General features: G+C 44.0%; 20 protein-coding genes and 1 pseudogene. 14 read left to right on the forward strand and 7 right to left on the reverse strand.

Features of this window, described 5'->3' with window-relative positions; translation table 11 throughout:
* The first annotated feature begins 6 nt into the window (after positions 1 to 6).
* From CIK90_RS03555 to CIK90_RS03615, 12 genes are all read left to right on the forward strand, one after another.
* Positions 7 to 540 (forward strand): flavodoxin family protein, encoded by a 534-nt coding sequence (locus CIK90_RS03555; protein ID WP_094439677.1) that lies wholly within the window; start codon positions 7 to 9, stop codon positions 538 to 540.
* 51 nt (positions 541 to 591) lie between these two features.
* Positions 592 to 1,314: an SDR family oxidoreductase gene (locus tag CIK90_RS03560; protein WP_094439679.1), complete on the forward strand. Its 723-nt coding sequence runs from the start codon at positions 592 to 594 to the stop codon at positions 1,312 to 1,314.
* Between the two features lie 582 nt (positions 1,315 to 1,896).
* Positions 1,897 to 2,460: a DapH/DapD/GlmU-related protein gene (locus tag CIK90_RS03565; RefSeq protein WP_094439681.1), complete on the forward strand. Its 564-nt coding sequence runs from the start codon at positions 1,897 to 1,899 to the stop codon at positions 2,458 to 2,460.
* A 126-nt stretch (positions 2,461 to 2,586) separates the two neighbouring features.
* A complete protein-coding gene (locus CIK90_RS03570) occupies positions 2,587 to 2,958 on the forward strand; it encodes a rhodanese-like domain-containing protein (RefSeq protein ID WP_094439683.1) in 372 nt (123 codons plus the stop codon).
* A complete protein-coding gene (locus tag CIK90_RS03575; protein ID WP_254046265.1) occupies positions 2,955 to 3,665 on the forward strand; it encodes a DUF1349 domain-containing protein in 711 nt (236 codons plus the stop codon). The genes CIK90_RS03570 and CIK90_RS03575 overlap by 4 nt, the downstream gene beginning before the upstream one ends.
* Before the next feature lie 41 nt (positions 3,666 to 3,706).
* Positions 3,707 to 4,204: a hypothetical protein gene (locus CIK90_RS03580; protein WP_094439685.1), complete on the forward strand. Its 498-nt coding sequence runs from the start codon at positions 3,707 to 3,709 to the stop codon at positions 4,202 to 4,204.
* Position 4,205: 1 nt separating this feature from the next.
* Positions 4,206 to 4,478 (forward strand): DUF1294 domain-containing protein, encoded by a 273-nt coding sequence (locus tag CIK90_RS03585; RefSeq protein ID WP_094439687.1) that lies wholly within the window; start codon positions 4,206 to 4,208, stop codon positions 4,476 to 4,478.
* 351 nt (positions 4,479 to 4,829) lie between these two features.
* On the forward strand, positions 4,830 to 5,366 hold the full coding sequence (locus tag CIK90_RS03595) for a flavin reductase family protein (RefSeq protein ID WP_094439731.1): 537 nt from the start codon (positions 4,830 to 4,832) through the stop codon (positions 5,364 to 5,366).
* Positions 5,366 to 6,118, forward strand: a complete 753-nt coding sequence (locus CIK90_RS03600) for an MBL fold metallo-hydrolase (RefSeq protein ID WP_094439691.1) — start codon at positions 5,366 to 5,368, stop codon at positions 6,116 to 6,118. Before CIK90_RS03595 ends, CIK90_RS03600 begins: the two co-directional genes overlap by 1 nt.
* A gap of 26 nt (positions 6,119 to 6,144) precedes the next feature.
* Positions 6,145 to 6,324 (forward strand): transcriptional regulator, encoded by a 180-nt coding sequence (locus CIK90_RS03605; protein WP_005816310.1) that lies wholly within the window; start codon positions 6,145 to 6,147, stop codon positions 6,322 to 6,324.
* On the forward strand, positions 6,324 to 6,842 hold the full coding sequence (locus tag CIK90_RS03610; protein WP_094439693.1) for a ribonuclease H: 519 nt from the start codon (positions 6,324 to 6,326) through the stop codon (positions 6,840 to 6,842). The genes CIK90_RS03605 and CIK90_RS03610 overlap by 1 nt, the downstream gene beginning before the upstream one ends.
* Positions 6,843 to 6,946: 104 nt before the next feature.
* Positions 6,947 to 7,393, forward strand: coding sequence for a PepSY-like domain-containing protein (locus CIK90_RS03615; RefSeq protein ID WP_254046266.1), 447 nt, complete (start codon positions 6,947 to 6,949; stop codon positions 7,391 to 7,393).
* A gap of 233 nt (positions 7,394 to 7,626) precedes the next feature.
* On the opposite strand, the pseudogene CIK90_RS03620 reads toward CIK90_RS03615, so the two are convergent.
* Positions 7,627 to 8,301: pseudogene (locus tag CIK90_RS03620) on the reverse strand (aldo/keto reductase).
* Here CIK90_RS03620 and CIK90_RS14520 point away from each other — a divergent pair.
* The gene (locus CIK90_RS14520) at positions 8,288 to 8,410 is read left to right on the forward strand and encodes a hypothetical protein (RefSeq protein WP_256387347.1); all 123 of its coding nucleotides are present in this window, start codon (positions 8,288 to 8,290) and stop codon (positions 8,408 to 8,410) included. The pseudogene CIK90_RS03620 and the gene CIK90_RS14520 overlap by 14 nt on opposite strands.
* Before the next feature lie 133 nt (positions 8,411 to 8,543).
* The gene (locus tag CIK90_RS03625; protein WP_094464379.1) at positions 8,544 to 10,334 is read left to right on the forward strand and encodes a 1-deoxy-D-xylulose-5-phosphate synthase; all 1,791 of its coding nucleotides are present in this window, start codon (positions 8,544 to 8,546) and stop codon (positions 10,332 to 10,334) included.
* A gap of 108 nt (positions 10,335 to 10,442) precedes the next feature.
* Here CIK90_RS03625 and CIK90_RS03630 read toward each other — a convergent pair whose 3' ends face one another.
* The 6 genes from CIK90_RS03630 to CIK90_RS03655 form a co-directional block, all read right to left on the reverse strand.
* Complete coding sequence (locus CIK90_RS03630; protein ID WP_144007218.1) at positions 10,443 to 10,991, reverse strand: hypothetical protein; 549 nt, start codon at positions 10,989 to 10,991, stop codon at positions 10,443 to 10,445.
* Between the two features lie 583 nt (positions 10,992 to 11,574).
* Positions 11,575 to 12,165 carry a hypothetical protein gene (locus tag CIK90_RS03635; RefSeq protein WP_094390359.1) on the reverse strand — a complete coding sequence of 197 codons (591 nt, stop codon included), beginning with the start codon at positions 12,163 to 12,165 and terminating at the stop codon, positions 11,575 to 11,577.
* Entirely contained in the window at positions 12,162 to 12,956 is a 795-nt protein-coding gene (locus CIK90_RS03640) for a hypothetical protein (protein ID WP_094390358.1), read from the reverse strand. Before CIK90_RS03640 ends, CIK90_RS03635 begins: the two co-directional genes overlap by 4 nt.
* Before the next feature lie 7 nt (positions 12,957 to 12,963).
* Positions 12,964 to 14,001, reverse strand: coding sequence for a hypothetical protein (locus tag CIK90_RS03645; protein WP_094390357.1), 1,038 nt, complete (start codon positions 13,999 to 14,001; stop codon positions 12,964 to 12,966).
* 212 nt (positions 14,002 to 14,213) lie between these two features.
* Entirely contained in the window at positions 14,214 to 16,934 is a 2,721-nt protein-coding gene (gene ppdK / locus CIK90_RS03650) for a pyruvate, phosphate dikinase (protein WP_094390356.1), read from the reverse strand.
* Between the two features lie 395 nt (positions 16,935 to 17,329).
* Positions 17,330 to 18,481: a hybrid sensor histidine kinase/response regulator gene (locus CIK90_RS03655; protein WP_094390355.1), complete on the reverse strand. Its 1,152-nt coding sequence runs from the start codon at positions 18,479 to 18,481 to the stop codon at positions 17,330 to 17,332.
* Positions 18,482 to 18,501 lie beyond the last annotated feature (20 nt).

Below are 18,501 nucleotides of genomic sequence, written 5' to 3' on the forward strand. Positions count from 1 at the left end.
CATACAATGAACATCGTAATATTATCAGGCAGCCCACGAAAGGGGGGCAACACGGAAATATTGGCGGAATCGTTTGCCCAAGGAGCTTCATCCAAGCACAATGTTGACTTCATATCAGTAAGGGACTATCACATAAATCCTTGTATAGGATGTAATTCGTGTTTCAAGAGAGATGACCAATCCTGTATTCAAAAAGATGACATGCAGACCGTTTACGACAAGTTGGCAAAGGCAGACATGCTTGTTGTTGCTTCTCCTGTCTATTTCTACGGCATAAGTTCACAGCTTAAGGCTCTGATCGACAGGTGTCACAATCCACTCAGAGATTCTTTCAAAATAAAGAAAGTTGCCTTGTTGCTCGTCGGTGCCGCCACATTACCCGAACTGTTTGACAGCATTCTTGTCCAATATAGACTATGCATCAACTACTTCCACCTTGAAGACAGTGGAAAGATACTTGTAAGAGGAGTTAAAGAAAAGGGCGACATCAAAAACACCAACGCCCTAAAAGAAGCATTTTCCCTCGGAGCTTCAATATAATACCAACATATAAGAATGTGTAAAAATTCATTGGCACTATAAAGAAAAAAAATGGAATATAAAGATAAGGTAGCAATCGTGACAGGCGGTGCGCATGGCATCGGCAAATGTATCGCTGAGGAGTTTCGCAAGAAAGGGGCTTCGGTAGCGGTCATTGATATGCGAGAGGGTGACCATTTCGTTGGGGACATTTCCAAGAAGGAGGTGCTGGAAGCCTTTGCCGATGAAATAATCGGCAAATACGGTAAGGTGGATTATATCATCAACAATGCCCTTCCTCTGATGAAGGGGCTGGATGTATGTACGTGGGAGGAGTTTCAGTATGCTTTGACAGTCGGGATTACAGCACCTTTCTATCTTGTCAAGCTGCTTGCTCCGTATCTTGCTGAGGGAGCATCGATAGTAAACATATCGTCCTCGCGCGACCGCATGAGTCAGCCGCAGACAGAGAGCTACACAGCTGCCAAGGGAGGTATTGCCGCCCTCACCCATGCCCTTGCCGTCACACTTCGGAACAAGGCAAGGGTCAACTCCATTTCGCCAGGATGGATAGACACTGATTATAAGGAGTACGATGGCGCAGATGCGGTGCAGCAGCCGGCAGGACGTGTGGGCAACCCGATGGACATCGCCAATATGGTGCTGTTCCTCTGCTCGGACAAGGCAGGATTCATCACAGGCGAAAATATCTGCATCGACGGCGGTATGACCCGACAGATGATTTACCATGGTGATCATGGCTGGATGTTGACTTCATCGAAGGCTGGATTATGACAGAGTGTACATATCTACTGCTAATTTGATTGATGACAAAATAATTAAAAAAATTTAACAATGAAGAAGATTTTTAAAATTGATTGTGGGCTATATCCTCTGGGACTTCTTACGATTCTGTCTGGTATAGGCTTGCACATAGCGGGACATGGAAGTAACCATAATACATGGGAAATTTGGGCTGTTATTCATTCTGTCTTATCAGTTTCGTTTACCATACTGCTTGCCTGTCACATCCACACTCATTGGGCTTGGTTCAAACATGTACGTCGAAGCACAATCAGCCGTAAACGGTTTATGACAACCATGCTGACTATGGTTTCCATATCCACTGTGTTTTCAGGAATTGTCCTGCTTGCAATATGGGGCGTAAACACACAGGTCGGTCTTTTACATTACAAAATAGGTATTAGTTTTGTACTGCTGATGCTATTACATGGAGTAAAAAGAATACGTATAATAAAGAAAGCAGTCTGTAAAGCAGATAGAACTCACTCCCATTGTTTATGTGGATGATAACAAATATTACATCGAACTGAAATGCGAGTGCGGAACATACGCCGTAATTGCTTTTGAATAGATATGACAGTACAAGAATACAGAGATTACATTGCAGCAGGAAATCCTGTTGTGGCTGGTAGCGATGTCCACCTCTTCATGCACCAAATGGCGCAAGAGGCCATTCGCATCACTATGGAGATAAACAACAAGTACCATACACCAGAGGAACTCAGGAAGCTGTTCTCCGAACTTTGGGACATAGACGTACCAGAGTCGTTCGGCATGTTCCCTCCTTTCAATACCGATTGTGGAAAGAATACCCACATTGATGAGCGAGTATTCATCAATAGCGGTTGCAAGTTCCAGGATCAAGGAGGCATCTTCATTGGCAATGATTGCCTTATAGGACATAATGCAACACTCTGTACTATCAATCACAATCCCGATCCAGAGCATCGTGGCGACATGACATTCAAGCCAATTCGCATTGAAAATAAGGTGTGGCTTGGAGCAAACGTAACCATCTGTCCTGGTGTCACCATCGGTGAAGGAGCAGTTGTAGCAGCAGGAGCAGTTGTAACAAAGGATGTAGAAGCAAGAACAGTTGTGGGTGGTATACCTGCAAAAATTATAAAGAACGTTTAGAAAAATGAAAGTAATAGCAATAAACGGAAGTCCACGTAAGAATTGGAATGCAGCCATCATGACTGTGGTGAACACGCAGATAAACCAGTATTCAAAAATCCTAACATATAAATAATAAGAAGAGTTATGGGAATTATTACAATGCTCTGTAGCCTGTTTGGTTGCAGTGCTCAGACAGAAGGATTCAAGAGTCTTTCTGTAGAAGAATATGCCAAGGCGATTGAGGACACAACCATTGTGCGCCTTGATGTACGCACAGCAGAAGAATACGCAGACGGACACATAGCGAAGGCTCTCAACATTGATGTACTCAAATCTGACTTTGAGCAGAAAGCCGTTGCTACACTTCCAAAGGACAGAATCATTGCCATAAACTGCCGTAGCGGAAAGCGAAGCAAGAATGCAGCAAGAATCCTTGTAAAGAATGGTTACGAGGTAATAGAACTGGATTCTGGTTTTAATGGTTGGACAAGCAAAGGTATGCCAGTGACCAAATGAAAAACTTTATAATTCCTTTCGCATTGCTGGCATTGATGACGGCATGCGGCGGCAATAACAATGGCAAAAGCCAAGAGAACGTAGAACAAAACAACAAGGTTATGACACTGAATATCGACAATTTCAAGTGGACACGGCAACCCGAGAGTTACGTCATCAAGGGTGACACAATCGAAGTCGTGACCAAACCGGGAACGGACTTGTGGCAACGTACTTATTACCATTTCCGCAACGACAACGCTCCCGTATTCCAGATGGAGACTGAGGAGAAGTTCTTCAGCTTCGTGGTAAAGACCGACTTCACCGAAAGCCACCATCGCTTCGACCAATGCGGCATCGTGATGTATCTCGACAGCGAGAACTGGCTAAAAGGCAGTGTGGAATACGAGAACGAGGAATTTCAGCACTTAGGTAGCGTGGTCACCAACAACGGCTACTCCGACTGGGCAACCACCGCCATTCCCGCCGACGTGAAGACGATGTGGTATCGCCTCTCGCGCCGAGAGGATGACTATTGCATTGAGTGCTCGCGGGACGGAGAACATTTTACCCAGATGCGCGTATGCCACATGCATCAGGGCGGCGGGAAGATACGTTTTGGCATCTACGCATGCTCTCCCGAGGAGTCATCCTTCAAGGCCATCTTCACCGACATGAAGCTGACCGAATGTACATGGAAGGCTCACAACGGACAGCAGCCAGACTAACTGTTCAACTACATAAATAGTCATTCAAAGATGATGAGACAATGAAGAAACTGTCAGCAAAGGGGATGAAGGCACTGAAGGTGGTACACCTTTTATGTGCCATAGCTTGGTTTGGCTCTGCCATATCCATGAATCTGCTGCGACACATTGTAGTGGTAAAGGATGCAGCAGGAATGTATTGGATGGCAGAGATACTGGAAGCCATTGACATGAAGATACTGGTGCCAGGAGCTGTTGGCTGCCTGCTCACGGGCATTGTCTATGGCATTTTCACCAACTGGGGCTTCTTCAAGCATAGATGGCTCACGGTGAAATGGGTGCTCACTCTCTTCATGATTCTTTTCGGCACGTTCTATATGGGACCATTGGTAAAAGAGAATGTACTGATAGGCAAGGCTATCATAGAGGGAAACGGTGATGTGGCGCAGTACTGGAAGAATGTTACGGCAAACGCCTATGCCGGTCTGCTCCAAATAGTATTGCTGACCGTCGTAACCATTGTGTCTGTATATAAACCATGGAAGCGGAAAGGGCATTGAAATGATGAACATCATTCTTGGTTATCTACTTGCCGTCAACATAGCCACATTCTTCTTGTACGGCATTGACAAGTACAAGGCAAAGAAGAATAAATGGCGTATATCAGAGGCTACACTGCTGACAATGGCTGCCATAGGTGGAAGTATTGGAGCATGGGCAGGTATGCGACTTTGGCATCACAAGACTATGCACAAGAAATTCAAGTATGGCATACCTTTAATAATCATCATGCAGATTGCTTTGGTGGCCTATCTGCATACAATCATATTATGACCGCACCGAGTATTGAATCATCCACACGAGAAGAGCGTTTGGATTACTTCTGAACGAATGGAAATGCTTACACAACTGTGAGTTGTGTGGCAAATGCCATGTTCTTAAAGGTCGAAGCGAAGAAATCCTCTATACCGACTATATAGACGGCAATCGGTCGTATATGGATATAACATTGGAAATAAGAAGTAACAAATGAGTCTATGACAATACATTGAATGAATTGATAACAAAATAAATAGAATAAAAATGAACCGACGAACGAAGGAAACGCAGAGTAATGCAGGCATTAACTCTGCTTTACAAGGAGGAGGAAGACCAAAGGTCAAATCATTTGGACAAAAATCGTGGATGCTTCCACAGCCGGTACTGATTATCGGCACATACGATAAGAACGGCAAGCCCAATGCTATGAATGCTGCTTGGGGAGGTCAATGGGACGCGAAGGAGATTATGATTGCCATGGGCGCACATGCCACTACCGAGAATCTGAACGACTGCCCTGATTTTACCGTGGCATTTGCTACAAAACAGACCATGGTGGCTGCTGATTTCGTGGGCATTGTCTCTGCCAAGAACGATGCAGACAAGATGGAGAAAGCAGGTTGGAAATGGGAGAAGTCAGAGAATGTAAACGCACCCGTCTTCACCGACTTTCCCATGACCTTGGAGTGCCGCATCAAGGAAAAGATTGACGAGTCGGAAGAGGGCTATTACATCGTGGCAGAGATAGTCAACATCCTTGTGGATGAGAACTATCTGGCAGAGGACGGCAAGCCCGACATGGAGAAGATGGAACTCATCGTGTTCGACCCGATACATCATGGTTACATCGAACTTGACAAGACCATTGGAAAGGCATTCTCAGATGGCAAGGCTTTGAAATGATGACACTCAGATACATCTTCCATAGTGGATTCCTGCTTGAAACGGCTCGGTGCATCCTGGTCTTTGACTACTGGATGGATCCTGCCGATGTCATGAGTGGGTACATGAATACATGTAAACATGTGTACATGTTTTCAAGCCATTTCCATGAGGACCACTTCACGAAAGCAATCTTCAAATGGAAGAATAGCATCCCCAATATTACATACATCCTGTCAAAGGATATACTCAAACGAAGAAGAGCGCAGAAAGAGTATGCCGATGTATGGATGGCCAAAGGAACGGTATGGGAAGATGAGAACCTGAAGGTGTCAGCCACGGGCAGCAATGACAGTGGCGTGAGCTGGATTGTTGAAACAGAAGGTAAAACCATCTTTCATGCTGGTGACCTGTGCAACTGGTACGCACGCTTTCTTGTTGACGGCGCGCCTGAAGGAGAAATCTTTAGCGAAGAGTTCAGTCAATATATCAATCCAGTGGCAGAGGAAAAGCGGTTCCTTGGTGAACTTAAAGACATCCGAAAGATTACCGATTCGTTTGACCTTGTGATGTTCCCTGTGGACGGACGCATCGGCAACGGCTTTACGCTGGGAGGGCGTCAGTTTATCGACCGCTTCAAGGTTGGGATGTTCGTTCCAATGCACTTAGTCATGAGTGGGTTTGAGAGTGCGTGGCGCATGGAGCCTTTCTGCAAAGAAAAGGATGTCCCCTTTTGGTGCATCGGGCACGAAGGAGACTGCATAACAATATAATAATAACACATTAAATCGTTAAAACAATGGACGCAAAAGAAAAAGTATTAGCAACAATGAAAGAGGCAGGTCAGCCTCTTAACGCAGGTAAAATCGCAGAGCTCAGCGGTCTCGACCGCAAAGAGGTAGATGCAGCCATGAAGCAGTTGAAGGCAGAGGGCGCAATCGTCTCTCCTGTTCGTTGCAAATGGGCACCTGCAGAGTGATGGTACAGGACTCGACAACATATTATGTATGGATAGGCGGGTCATGTGACTACGGTCATAAGGAACGTGCTGGTGGTGCTGCCGTTGTGATTGAGCATAACGGTAGCATCATCAGCCGTGATGTAATCAGCGACTTGCATACCACAGAGTTCCGCATGATGCTAACCCTCATGGTGAAGGTAATGCAGGAAATCCCTGAAAGTTCCGACATTATCTTCCTGACCAATGCCGCCTATATTCAAAACTTTGACAAGACTCCAACATCAAAGTCGGCCAACCGAACGAGCAGCGAGAGCAAAGATGCAAGCTCGCTTGCAATCTCTGCCGAGTCGCGAGGGAAGAAGGCGAGAGCCAACTCCGACTTGATTATTCAATGCATCGAGGAAAAGAAGAGACACAAGTCTGTTGGAGTCAAAATCGTACAATATCATAAGAGCCCATTGCTGATAGAGACCCATGATAGGGCTACGGAAGCAATGGCTAAGACAAGGAAGGAGTTTCATCAGAAGCTGCAATAGAATTTCTCTTTAAACTTTCAGGCACGATTTGCGTCTAATTCTTAGGTAATGGCGTTTAAGCACCCATCGCTTTTTAGGTATTATAAATTTTTAATTTTTAGCTTATGAAAAGAATTTTTCAAATATTGATGATTGCCATTTGCTGCATGGTTTCATGCAATATGGCGGCGAATGCGGGCAACGACAAGCCTATCTCTGTAAATGCACTTCCTGCCAAGGCCCAGACCTTGCTCAATAATCATTTCAATGGTCAGAAGGTGATGCTTGCAACGATTGAATCGGGAGTTGTCAGCAGAAGCTATGATGTGGTTCTGCAGAATGGCACGAAGCTGGAATTCGACAAAAAAGGAAATCTTACAGAGATAAACTGCAAGCAGGGAATCGTGCCAGCTCTGTTGATTCCGCAAACCATCAAGAACTACTTGAAGGATAATTATGCAGGACAATCGGTGAAAAAGATTGAAATGAACAAGAATGAATACGAGGTGGAACTGACAAACGGATTGGATTTGACCTTCAACAAGAATTTCCAATTAATAGATATTGACTGATCTGCATTTTGTAAATAGATGTTCCTGCATAGGGTGAAAACAACAGATAAATTATATGACTGTTTTAAGTAAAAAGTTACAGAGAATATGAATTATCTCCGTAACTTTTTACATTTTCATCTTATATGTTTTGGGAGCATTTCACTCCAAACCATACCGTATTAGAAATCACATGTATCTGGGTCTGCACCTATTCTGTCAGCTTTCAGCGATGCGATTTAAAACATTTCCTGCTAAGAGAGTTCAAAGTCGAAGACATCGAAGTTTTCCTTGATTCGGCTTGGAGTAACCGACTTTACCAGTGGCAGCACGCCTGTCTGCATCACCCAACGGATAACTACCTGAGCTACACTCTTGCCATGGTTGGCAGCAATCGACTTCAAGAGAGGATTATCCAAGACATTACCTCTTCCCTATGAGCTCCATGCTTCCACAAGAATGTTGTTCTTCTTGCAGAACTCAACACACTCCTTCTGGGTGAATCCAGGATGATACTCTATCTGGTCAACCATCGGACAGATGTTTGCCTTCGCCATTACTGGCTCTGCATGATGCTGCATGAAGTTGGAAAGACCGATGCTGCAAATCAAGCCCTCTTCATGCAGACGATCCATCGCTTTCCAAGTATCTACATTCTGCTGATTTGCATCCTTGCCAAACTGCAACTCGTTGGCTGGCCAATGGCTGAGGTTGAGATCGAGATAATCGAGACCTAAATCGCTCAAAGTCTTGTCAAACGCCTTCAAGGTCTTGTCGTAGCCACACTCCGTGTTCCAAACCTTGCTGGTAACAAAGAGATTCTCACGTTTGATTCCAATTTCCTTGATTTCCTCGCCCACGCTCTTCTCATTTTTATAGACAGCAGCGGTGTCGATGTGGGTGTAGCCTGCAGCGATGGCAGCTTTCACAGCTTCAACGCAGGTTGCTCCATCAGGAGTAAGAAAGGCTCATCTGATAGAATGGGCGCTGGATAACATGGCTGTGATTCTGAAGGATAGGGATAAGGCAGCAGGCTGATTTCCAAGATGAGTTTTCCGGAAAATCATTCATTTTTTCTGTAGTTTGGGTAATGCGTGTTTCCTGGATTCTTCGTATCTTTGCACCCGGAAATGATGATCATCATATAATCATAACTATAAGTATAAAAAATATGTATATTGAGAAAATAAAGTCGCCAACCGACTTGAAGAAGCTGGATTTGAAGGAGTTGCAGGTTGTGGCTGATGAAACCAGACAGGCTGTGCTGAACCGTGTGAGCAAGCATGGCGGTCATGTGGGGCCGAACCTGGGATTCGTGGAGGCTACCGTGGCGCTTCACTACGTTTTTAATGCGCCAAAGGATAAGCTCGTGTTTGACGTAAGCCACCAATGCTATCCGCATAAGGTGCTTACCGGGCGCGCTGCGGGATTCCTCGGCGATGTGGATGACATGAATGCCATTTCGGGCTATTCTTCTCCTGCCGAATGTCCGGAATATGATAACTTCGAGGTGGGGCATACTTCAACTTCCGTGAGTCTTGCCACCGGTTTGCAAAAGGCGCGCGACATCAAGGGAACCGATGAGAACATCATAGCCATTATCGGCGACGGCTCACTTTCTGGCGGCGAGGCTTTCGAGGGACTAGACGAGGCTTCGGAACTCGGCACGGGTATCATCATCGTGGTAAACGACAACGAAATGTCTATCGCCGAAAATCATGGCGGAATCTATAAGAACCTGCGTGCCTTGCGCCAGAGCAACGGCACCTGCAAGCACAACTGGTTCAAGGCGTGGGGCTTTGAATACAAGTACCTGGAAGAGGGTAACGACATCGAAAAACTCATCCAGATTTTCAAGAGCGTGAAGGATACGGATAAGCCTACCGTGGTTCACATTCACACAGAGAAAGGTCATGGATTTGCGCCAGCCGTAACCAACAAGGAGGCATGGCATTGGGGAATGCCTTTCAATCTGGAAGACGGCAGCCGACCAAGAAAGAATGCCGATGGAACTCTCCCGGTGGTTGCTCCAACAGAGGATTACGGCACATTATTCTCCGACTGGATGCTGGGCGAGATGAAGCAGGATAAGACCCTAATCGCCGTAACCGCCGGTACTCCTACCGCAGGTGGTTTTACTGCCGATAAGCGCCAACTGGCTGGCAAGCAGCACATCGATATGGGAATCGCCGAAGAGCAGGCGGTGGCCATGATTTCGGGAATGGCGAAGGGTGGATTGCATCCTGTCTGGACCGTTTACAGCACCTTCATCCAACGTACCTACGACCAGATAGCGCAAGACCTCTGCATCAATTCCAACCCAGCCGTAATCAACGTGGTAGGAGGCGGAGTGAACTCGATGAACGACATCACCCACATCTGCCTTTTCGATATTCCGATGCTCTGCAGTATTCCGGGGCTCATCTATCTGGCTCCAACCACCTGCGAGGAGTATTTAGCCATGCTCCGCTGGAGCATTCTGCAGGATAAGAAACCTATCGCCATCCGCGTGCCAAGCAATGGTGTGGTTCATACGTCCGAAGCCGTTGATGCTGAATATGGTTACAAGGCAAAGTACAAGGTGATGCACCAGGGCGAGAAGGTGGCAGTCATCGCCGCCGGTTCGTTCTATCAGAAGGGCGAGAATGTAGTCCGCCTGTTGGCTGATAAGGGCATCGATGCTACGCTCATCAATCCACGTTATCTGAACGAGGTGGATGCCGAAGTGCTGGATAGTCTGAAGGCAAACCATCAGCTGGTGGTAACTCTGGAGGATGGATCGAAGGATGGCGGATTCGGCGAGCGTATCGCCTCTTACTATGGCACTTCAGATATGAAGGTGATGGTGGGCGGCATCAGGAAGGGACTCTATGACAGATACGATGTGAAGAAGTTGCTTTCGGATAATCGCCTGCTCGATGAGCAGATTGTGGAAGACGTTTTGTTAGTTATTAATGATTAATGATTAGTTAGTCGGCATAGTTAGTTTTTATTTAACGAGAAATTCAAGCCGGAGAATGATCTCTAGCTTGGATTTCTTCTGTTTTATCATCGAATGTTTGTCTTAATCTTAGTCATCATCCCAATCTCTATCGTGCTTCCACTTCTTCTTGTCGTGCTTCCACTTCTTATCGTGCTTGTGATGCTTGTGGTGCTTACACGGCTTTCCTGGTCCATAAGTTACATGGGTTCCGCCTGGGCATCCTGGTCTTCCGTAGCTGCACTCAGGGCGAGGGCGGCGCTTGTCGTGTCCCCAGTTATGCTTTGGATACTTGGTGTAAATATGGTGAACATACACATGATTCTGCCAGCCGATAGGGCGATAGAAATAGTATGAGTTCTTAAATTTCTTCCATTGTCTGGCGGTCATCATGCGCTTGAGCTGCTTGTTGCGGTAATGCCAGCCGTAGGCATCGATGTCGCGATAGCTGCGGATGCTATTGAGATAATTAAGATTGATGTTCAGGATGCTGTTGCGCTGGGCGCTGCTCAATCCCAGTTCCACCACCATCTTATCTGTGATAAAACGGGCTTCTGCCTGAATATTTGTCAGTCTCTGAGCATTCATAGATGTAATCATCATCCATACTGCTACCAATGTCATAATCATTCTTTTCATAACTATCTTCTCTTTAAAGGGTTATTACTGCATTTATTTCTGGTGCAAAGAAAGTGCAAACGAGTACAATGAAAGCTTGCTTTCAAATTGTCGAGTGCAGCCTTTCTTCTAACGTAGTGCAAAGATAGGGAGAATAGCTGAAAACAACAAGGGGAAAACCATAATCTGATGTATGATTTTCCCTAAAAGCATCGGGGGAAACTCCCGTAATAAAATTGTAGTAACAGCACCCTCAAATTTGGGAAACATATTGCCTGTTTTCGACGTCTTATTCTGCAAATGAAACGCACAGAATGAACGCAAAAAGAAATGGTAAGTGTCTGTCACGCAGACGCTTACCATTTATACTACTGAATTTCAGCATTTTCTGTCTATTCTTCGACAGCTGCCTGCGCGGCGGCTAATACGAAAGATAACTTTCTGATAATCGATAATATACATAAGGACTGGTCAACATTTGAGATGCAGTTTTCGTGCATTCTGCACGTTCTGCACGTTGCAGACTCGTATTCTCTTGCAAGAATATTCACTTACATAATAAAATATTCCATCATCTAATCCTTACTTTTTAAAGGTTTACTTTTTAATGCTTTTGAATAATATTTATTTCCAACGTGTCAGTACGCATAACATCACAAAGAGTGTAAGAGTCCCCTCTTTCTGTATTATGAAACAACGTGATTACATGAGTTATGTCATCTTTCGGAATGTATGTGCACTTATTCTTGTCGTATATAAAAAATCTCGGATCAGAAAAAGCCACTAGTTTACACTTAAAGGGCAGTTTTCCGATAACTGGATTGTTTACAGGGAAGTCTTTTGGAGCCATGGAATGTGAACTTTGTTCTTCTAAAGAAAACAATTCCTTGAACTCACGCCCTTTCCGAATATAGACAGTATCCACGCCTTCTACAAAAAGAAAAGATATAACATCACTGCAATAATTATTGTGAACATAGAATGATATACTGTCACTTTTTATCTTCCCTGCTTGATGGATAGTAAAAAACAAAAGTGAGTCCTGTTTTTGCTCTTTCATTTCTATGCGCCATCCACCTCTATCAAATATTGCCTCAAATTTGCGATCATTAGACGATAAGGTGATATATGGAAGTGACATATATATCACTACTGGTAAAAAAAACAGGACCAATATATATATCTTTTTTTTCATTTAATAAAGTAATTCCACAGGGATTTTATAGAACTTCCCACTGACCTCAAAAGGTTATCCATTTTTTTGTTATAGCTCGCATTGTTGTATCCCATAGTCCATCCATACCTTTCGGCATTTCTTGTAGATTTACCCTCCATTCCACCTTGGTATGAATCAAATGCTATTCTCGATGCCTCCCAAGACATTCCATTTACTCCTGCAACATATCCTGCTGCTATGTTTCCTATATCCCTGGCAGAAGTATAAATAGTTTGTCCTTTTCCATTCTCTCCTACAGGCATACCGCGATAGATGTCTATACCTTTTATTGGACTGTTTGTTCCATTTGTCACTTTAAAATCATAAGGCTTATTATTTCGTGCATTCATCATGTAATCATCTATCATTGGAGGATTATTAGAAATGATTTTTTCAAGGAATTTGTCGCCACTCCTATCATTTGTGTCAATAATACTTCCGACACTCCATTGACCTCCACCTTGAGCTTCACTATTATAGAATGATGTCATTGATGTAGTTACTCCAATGGAATTGCCACGAACAAATTCTCCCTTTTTATTAAATGAACCAACATAAATGTTTTTATCCTTATCGTTTAGATTACCACCTACAACTTGATATTTTCCATCTCCTTGATTAATTACCCATGTGCTTCTTCCATCAGGATCAATACAATTTACTGGATTTCCGAAACAATAAGCATACGGCGAAATCCAGGGCCATGCATTTGCATTTACGGTTACTATTGAAATAGCAACTGAAATTAAGACTTTCTTTAATCTGTTCATAATGACTTTATTTTATAATTTGTACATTCTTTCGAATTCTCTCCATATCTTCTGGAGTCTGCTTCAATTTATTCCGTAGTTCCTCTGTTTCTTGAGTCCAATGAGTTGCTCTTAGGTCTTGTAGACATTGCTTAGATTGAGCATCATTCTCATCTGTATAATCATCTCGAAGATGCCCATTTTGTTCAAGATGCCTCTGTAGTAGCGTATCCAAGGATTTACCTTTAGTAATTATCGCATTAGGATTCATTGCATAGTATTTCAACGAAGTTTCTACACATTTTAGTGTAAACTCATCATAACGCGAAAACTTATGATAATATGCTAAAGCCAAGTCACTTAATTGGCAGGCAACGGTTTCTTTATCTGTTAACGGCGAAAGGTATGTTTTTGCAATAATTGCTGAATCTTCTATCTCAAAATGTTCTTTTATCCCCCAAGTCGGTTGATACTGTTGGGCAGTAACCTCAACATTCACCCAGTCTTCAGGAAACAAATTATCTTCATCCTTGTACATAATGAAGCAATGTCGTGGGGCATGTGCTATATAAGCCTTTGCTCCAAGTTCTTCTGCATACAGTTTGAAAGCCCATGGGAGCGAATGGCATTGTCCTTTATGCGTCTTTAGGGTTCTTGATACTAATTGATGATGCCAATCTTCGTCAGGATACTCAGTACTAAAATCATAAGAAAATATAGTATAATTATTTCCTGATAATGATTGAAAGAAGAATGTACAGATTGCAATCTGTTTTGCAGTCTTATAATTTTCCCACTTATTAGCAGTGATTAGTCTCCTCATGTATTGTGCCCCTCTTTGCAACGGTTCACAAAAATCTTGCTCATAATCGAGATGCCCATCAAGATACGCCCATTCAGCAAGAAACACACTCCTTTTAATAGATAGTGGCTTCTTGTCTTCAAGCATATCTACAATTTCTTTGTATGCAGACTCGAATCGCTGCTGCATTTGAACCTGTTGTGCTCTTAAATCAGGAACAAAGAGTACAATACAAAGAAGAAATAATACTATCTTTTTACGCATTTCCAATATCAATATTATTATGGATTATCCGACATTTCGAGTGACATGACAGTCTTGTATTACATAGAGCCTAAAACACCTATTATCTCTGCTCTGCATTCATATATACACGCGTCTTGCAGACGTAACATGCAAAATATTAGCTAAAATCAAGACAAGAACCTGTTGCCAGATCCTTGTCTTGTATTTAACTGATTTTCAGCATCTTTCGTCTATTCCTCTACAGCTGCCTGCGCGGCAGCAAGTCTTGCGATGGGCACGCGGAAAGGAGAACATGATGCATAGTTCATACCAATCTTGGCACAGAACTTCACAGAACTTGGTTCACCACCATGCTCACCACAGATGCCACAACGGAGATCAGGACGTGTTTCGCGACCCTCTTTAACGGCATACTTGATGAGACGGCCTACACCCTCTTGGTCGAGTACCTGGAATGGGTCAACCTTAAGAATCTTCTTGTCGAGATATACAGGCAGGAACGAAGCAATATCGTCACGGCTGTAACCGAAGGTCATCTGGGTAAGGTCGTTAGTACCGAATGAGAAGTACTGTGCTTCGCTGGCAATAAGACCTGCTGTAAGGGCAGCACGTGGAATCTCAATCATAGTACCAATCTCAAACTCTACCTTGATGCCATATTCAGCAAATACCTCCTTGGCAGCATACTGAATAACATCCTTCTGCTGTTTGAGCTCCTTGATGGTACCGATCAATGGAACCATAATCTCTGGCATAGGATTCTTTCCTTCCTTCTTCAGTTCACATGCTGCGCTGAGAATAGCACGGGTCTGCATGGCTGTAATTTCAGGGAAGGTAATACCAAGACGACATCCGCGATGTCCAAGCATCGGGTTGTTCTCTGCCAGAGAATCCACACGACGCTGGATGGTGGCGAGATCTACGCCCATCTCCTTGGCCATTACTTTTTGACCTTCGATATCGTGGGGAACGAACTCGTGGAGAGGTGGATCGAGCAGACGGATATTTACGGGCAGACCGTCCATTGCTTCAAGAATTCCCTTGAAGTCAGCTTTCTGATAAGGAAGAAGTTTGGCGAGTGCCTTTTCGCGTCCTGCGATACTATCAGAAAGGATCATTTCACGCATAGCCACGATCTTCTTGTCCTCGAAGAACATGTGCTCGGTACGAGTCAAACCAATACCCTTGGCACCAAACTGACGTGCAACCTGTGCATCGTGTGGAGTGTCTGCATTGGTACGAACCTGAAGTTTGGTGTATTTATCGCAAAGGTCCATGAGTTCTTTGAAGTCGCCACTCAGTTCTGCAGCCTTGGTAGGTACTTCGCCTGCATAAACCTGACCTGTGGTACCATTAAGTGAGATGTAGTCACCTTCTTTATATACGACTCCGTCAATCTCAACGGTCTTAGCATGATAATCAACATTGAGTGAACCTACACCTGATACACAGCATTTACCCATGCCACGTGCTACAACGGCAGCGTGAGAGGTCATACCGCCACGTGCTGTCAGGATGCCTTCTGCGGCAGACATACCGGCGAGGTCTTCTGGAGAGGTTTCAATACGTACAAGTACCACTTTGTGGCCATCTTCATGCCATTCCTGTGCATCGTCAGCATGGAATACAATCTGTCCGCATGCTGCTCCTGGAGATGCAGGCAGACCCTGTGCAATAACTTTTGCTGTGGTAAGAGCTTTTTTATCAAAGATGGGGTGAAGCAGTTCATCAAGCTTCTGTGGTTCACAACGCATGATAGCGGTCTTCTCGTCGATTTTTCCTTCGTGAAGCAGGTCGATGGCAATCTTCACCATGGCAGCACCTGTACGTTTTCCGTTACGGGTCTGAAGGAACCAGAGTTTGCCCTCCTGTACGGTGAACTCCATATCCTGCATATCGCGATAGTGCTCTTCGAGTTTCTCCTGAATGCCGTTAAGCTGTGCGTAAATCTCTGGCATAGCTTCTTCCATTGAAGGATATTTAGCGACACGCTCTTCTTCTGAGATTCCTGCACGTTCTGCCCAACGCTGTGACCCCAGCTTTGTAATCTGCTGTGGTGTGCGGATACCAGCCACAACATCTTCACCCTGTGCATTAACGAGATACTCACCATTGAATACGTTTTCACCATTAGCGGCATCACGGCTGAAGCATACACCAGTAGCTGAAGTCTCACCCATATTACCGAATACCATGGCCATTACCGAAACAGCTGTACCCCACTCGTCTGGAATGCTTTCCATCTTACGATAGAGGATGGCACGTTCGTTCATCCATGAACGGAACACCGCACAAATAGCACCCCACAGCTGTTCAATAGGATTGTCTGGGAATACTTTGCCTGTACGTTCCTTGATAGCTGCTTTAAACAGCTGAACGAGTTTCTTCAACTCATCCACAGAAAGGTCTTTGTCGAGTTTCACACCACGCTCAGCCTTCACTTGTTCGATAATCTCCTCAAACGGATCGATATCCTCTTTATTCACAGGTTTCATTTCGAGTACGACGTCGCCATACATCTGTACGAAACGGCGATATGAGTCATAAACGAAGTGAGGGTTGTTTGTCTTCTTTACCAATCCTTCAGCCACCTCGTCGTTAAGACCAAGGTTCAGGATGGTATCCATCATACCAGGCATGGAAGCACGTGCTCCAGAACGAACAGACACGAGCAATGGATTTTCTTTGTCTCCGAACTTAGAGTTCATCAGTTCCTCGATGTGCTTGACAGCAGCCATGACATCATCGTTAAGCAACTGCATGATTTTCTCTTGTCCTACCTGATAGTATTCATTGCAACAGTCAGTAGTAATGGTGAATCCTGGAGGCACAGGCACTCCAATAAGGTTCATTTCGGCAAGGTTGGCACCCTTACCACCAAGTTGTTCACGCATTTTTGCATTACCTTCAGCTTTTCCATTACCAAAGGTATAAACTCTTTTTTGGCTCATAAGTTAGCTTTGATGTTTGTTTATTAATTATTGTTATTGATTTTTCTATTCGGCAAAGATAACATATTTCCTTGTATTATGCAAGAAAAGAGTAATTTTTTTCATCATTTCTTTAAATAAGTCATTCATTACGGCTTCCTACATGACAGAGGTGGCACCTTATGCTTACTTATATTTATATAGGAAGTAAGTCCCATTAAACTCCCATTTTTATAGTACTTAGAAGAGACTTATTGAAGAGGTAAGCATAGGATCGTATTAACCCGAAGACATTTCCAAAACATCCCGAAGAAGAATAAAGTGTCATAAGTTCACGAAACACAAACAGGGGCGATCATTCAAAAGATGCCCCTGTCTGTATTTTATTGTAATAATCAAAATGTATGATTACAATATTATGCTTCTTCTTTCAACAACGGTACTAAGAAACTGAAGGTAGAGCCTTCTCCTAAGGTTGATTCCACCATCACGTCGCCACCATTCTTGCGAGCGAAATCTGCACAAAGCTGGAGTCCAAGTCCAGAACCTTCCTCACCACCTGTACCATAAGTGGTTTCTCCTTTATGGAACAAGGTATCAATACGTTCTGGAGCAATTCCGACACCATGGTCGCGAACGCTGATTTTGGCAAACTCGCCAGACTTCTTATAATATACCTCGATTCCCTTGCCTTCTGGGGTAAACTTAATAGCGTTTGAAATGAAGTTGCGCACCACGGTTTTCATCATATCGTTGTCAGCTCGTACTTTCAGATGCTCCTCAGAAGGAATATACTGAAGTTTGATCTTCTTCATCTCAGCAATCATCGTGAAGATATCAACCACACCAGGAACGATATCATCGAGTTCGAGATTCTGATAAGCCACTTCAAGGCGTCCAGTCTGACTCTTGGTCCACTTCAACAGGTTGTCAAGCAAGTCATGAGTCTCTTCTGATTCACGATTGGCCTTATCGAGCAAACCAAAGATCTCCTCGCCAACCATATCCGGCGTCACCACGTTGACACAGAGGTTAAGTACCATACGGATGGATGCCATAGGCGAACGCAAGTCATGTGCGATTACTGAATACATCTTATCACGGTTAGAAATGATCCGCTTGAGCTTTTCATTTTGCTCTATAATATAGCGTTTGGCTGCCACCAATGAAATCTGGTGCATGACGCGCATGATCAGTTCTTCCTTATTGAAAGGCTTCGTCAAAAAGTCATGAGCTCCAACTTGGAATCCATGTACAAGATCACTTGGGCTATTGAGAGCCGTCAGAAATATAATAGGTATATCTGCTGTCAGGGGATCTTTTTTCAATATAACCGCCGTGTCAAATCCGTTGAGTTCGGGCATCATTACATCGAGCAATATCAAGTCAGGATGTTCGCTACGTGCCACTTCTACACATTGATGGCCGTTAGACGCTGTGCATATTTGAAACTTCTCATTGGTCAGAAGAATCTTCAATAGCAACACGTTACTCGTCACATCATCGACAATAAGTATCTTATAGTCACTTCGGTTTATTTTAGATTCAAGTATGTCACCAAGTTCCATAGTTTTATAATCTTTAAGAG

Origin of the sequence: Prevotella sp. P5-126 (assembly GCF_002251185.1) — a bacterium.
Taxonomy (GTDB): Bacteria; Bacteroidota; Bacteroidia; order Bacteroidales; family Bacteroidaceae; genus Prevotella.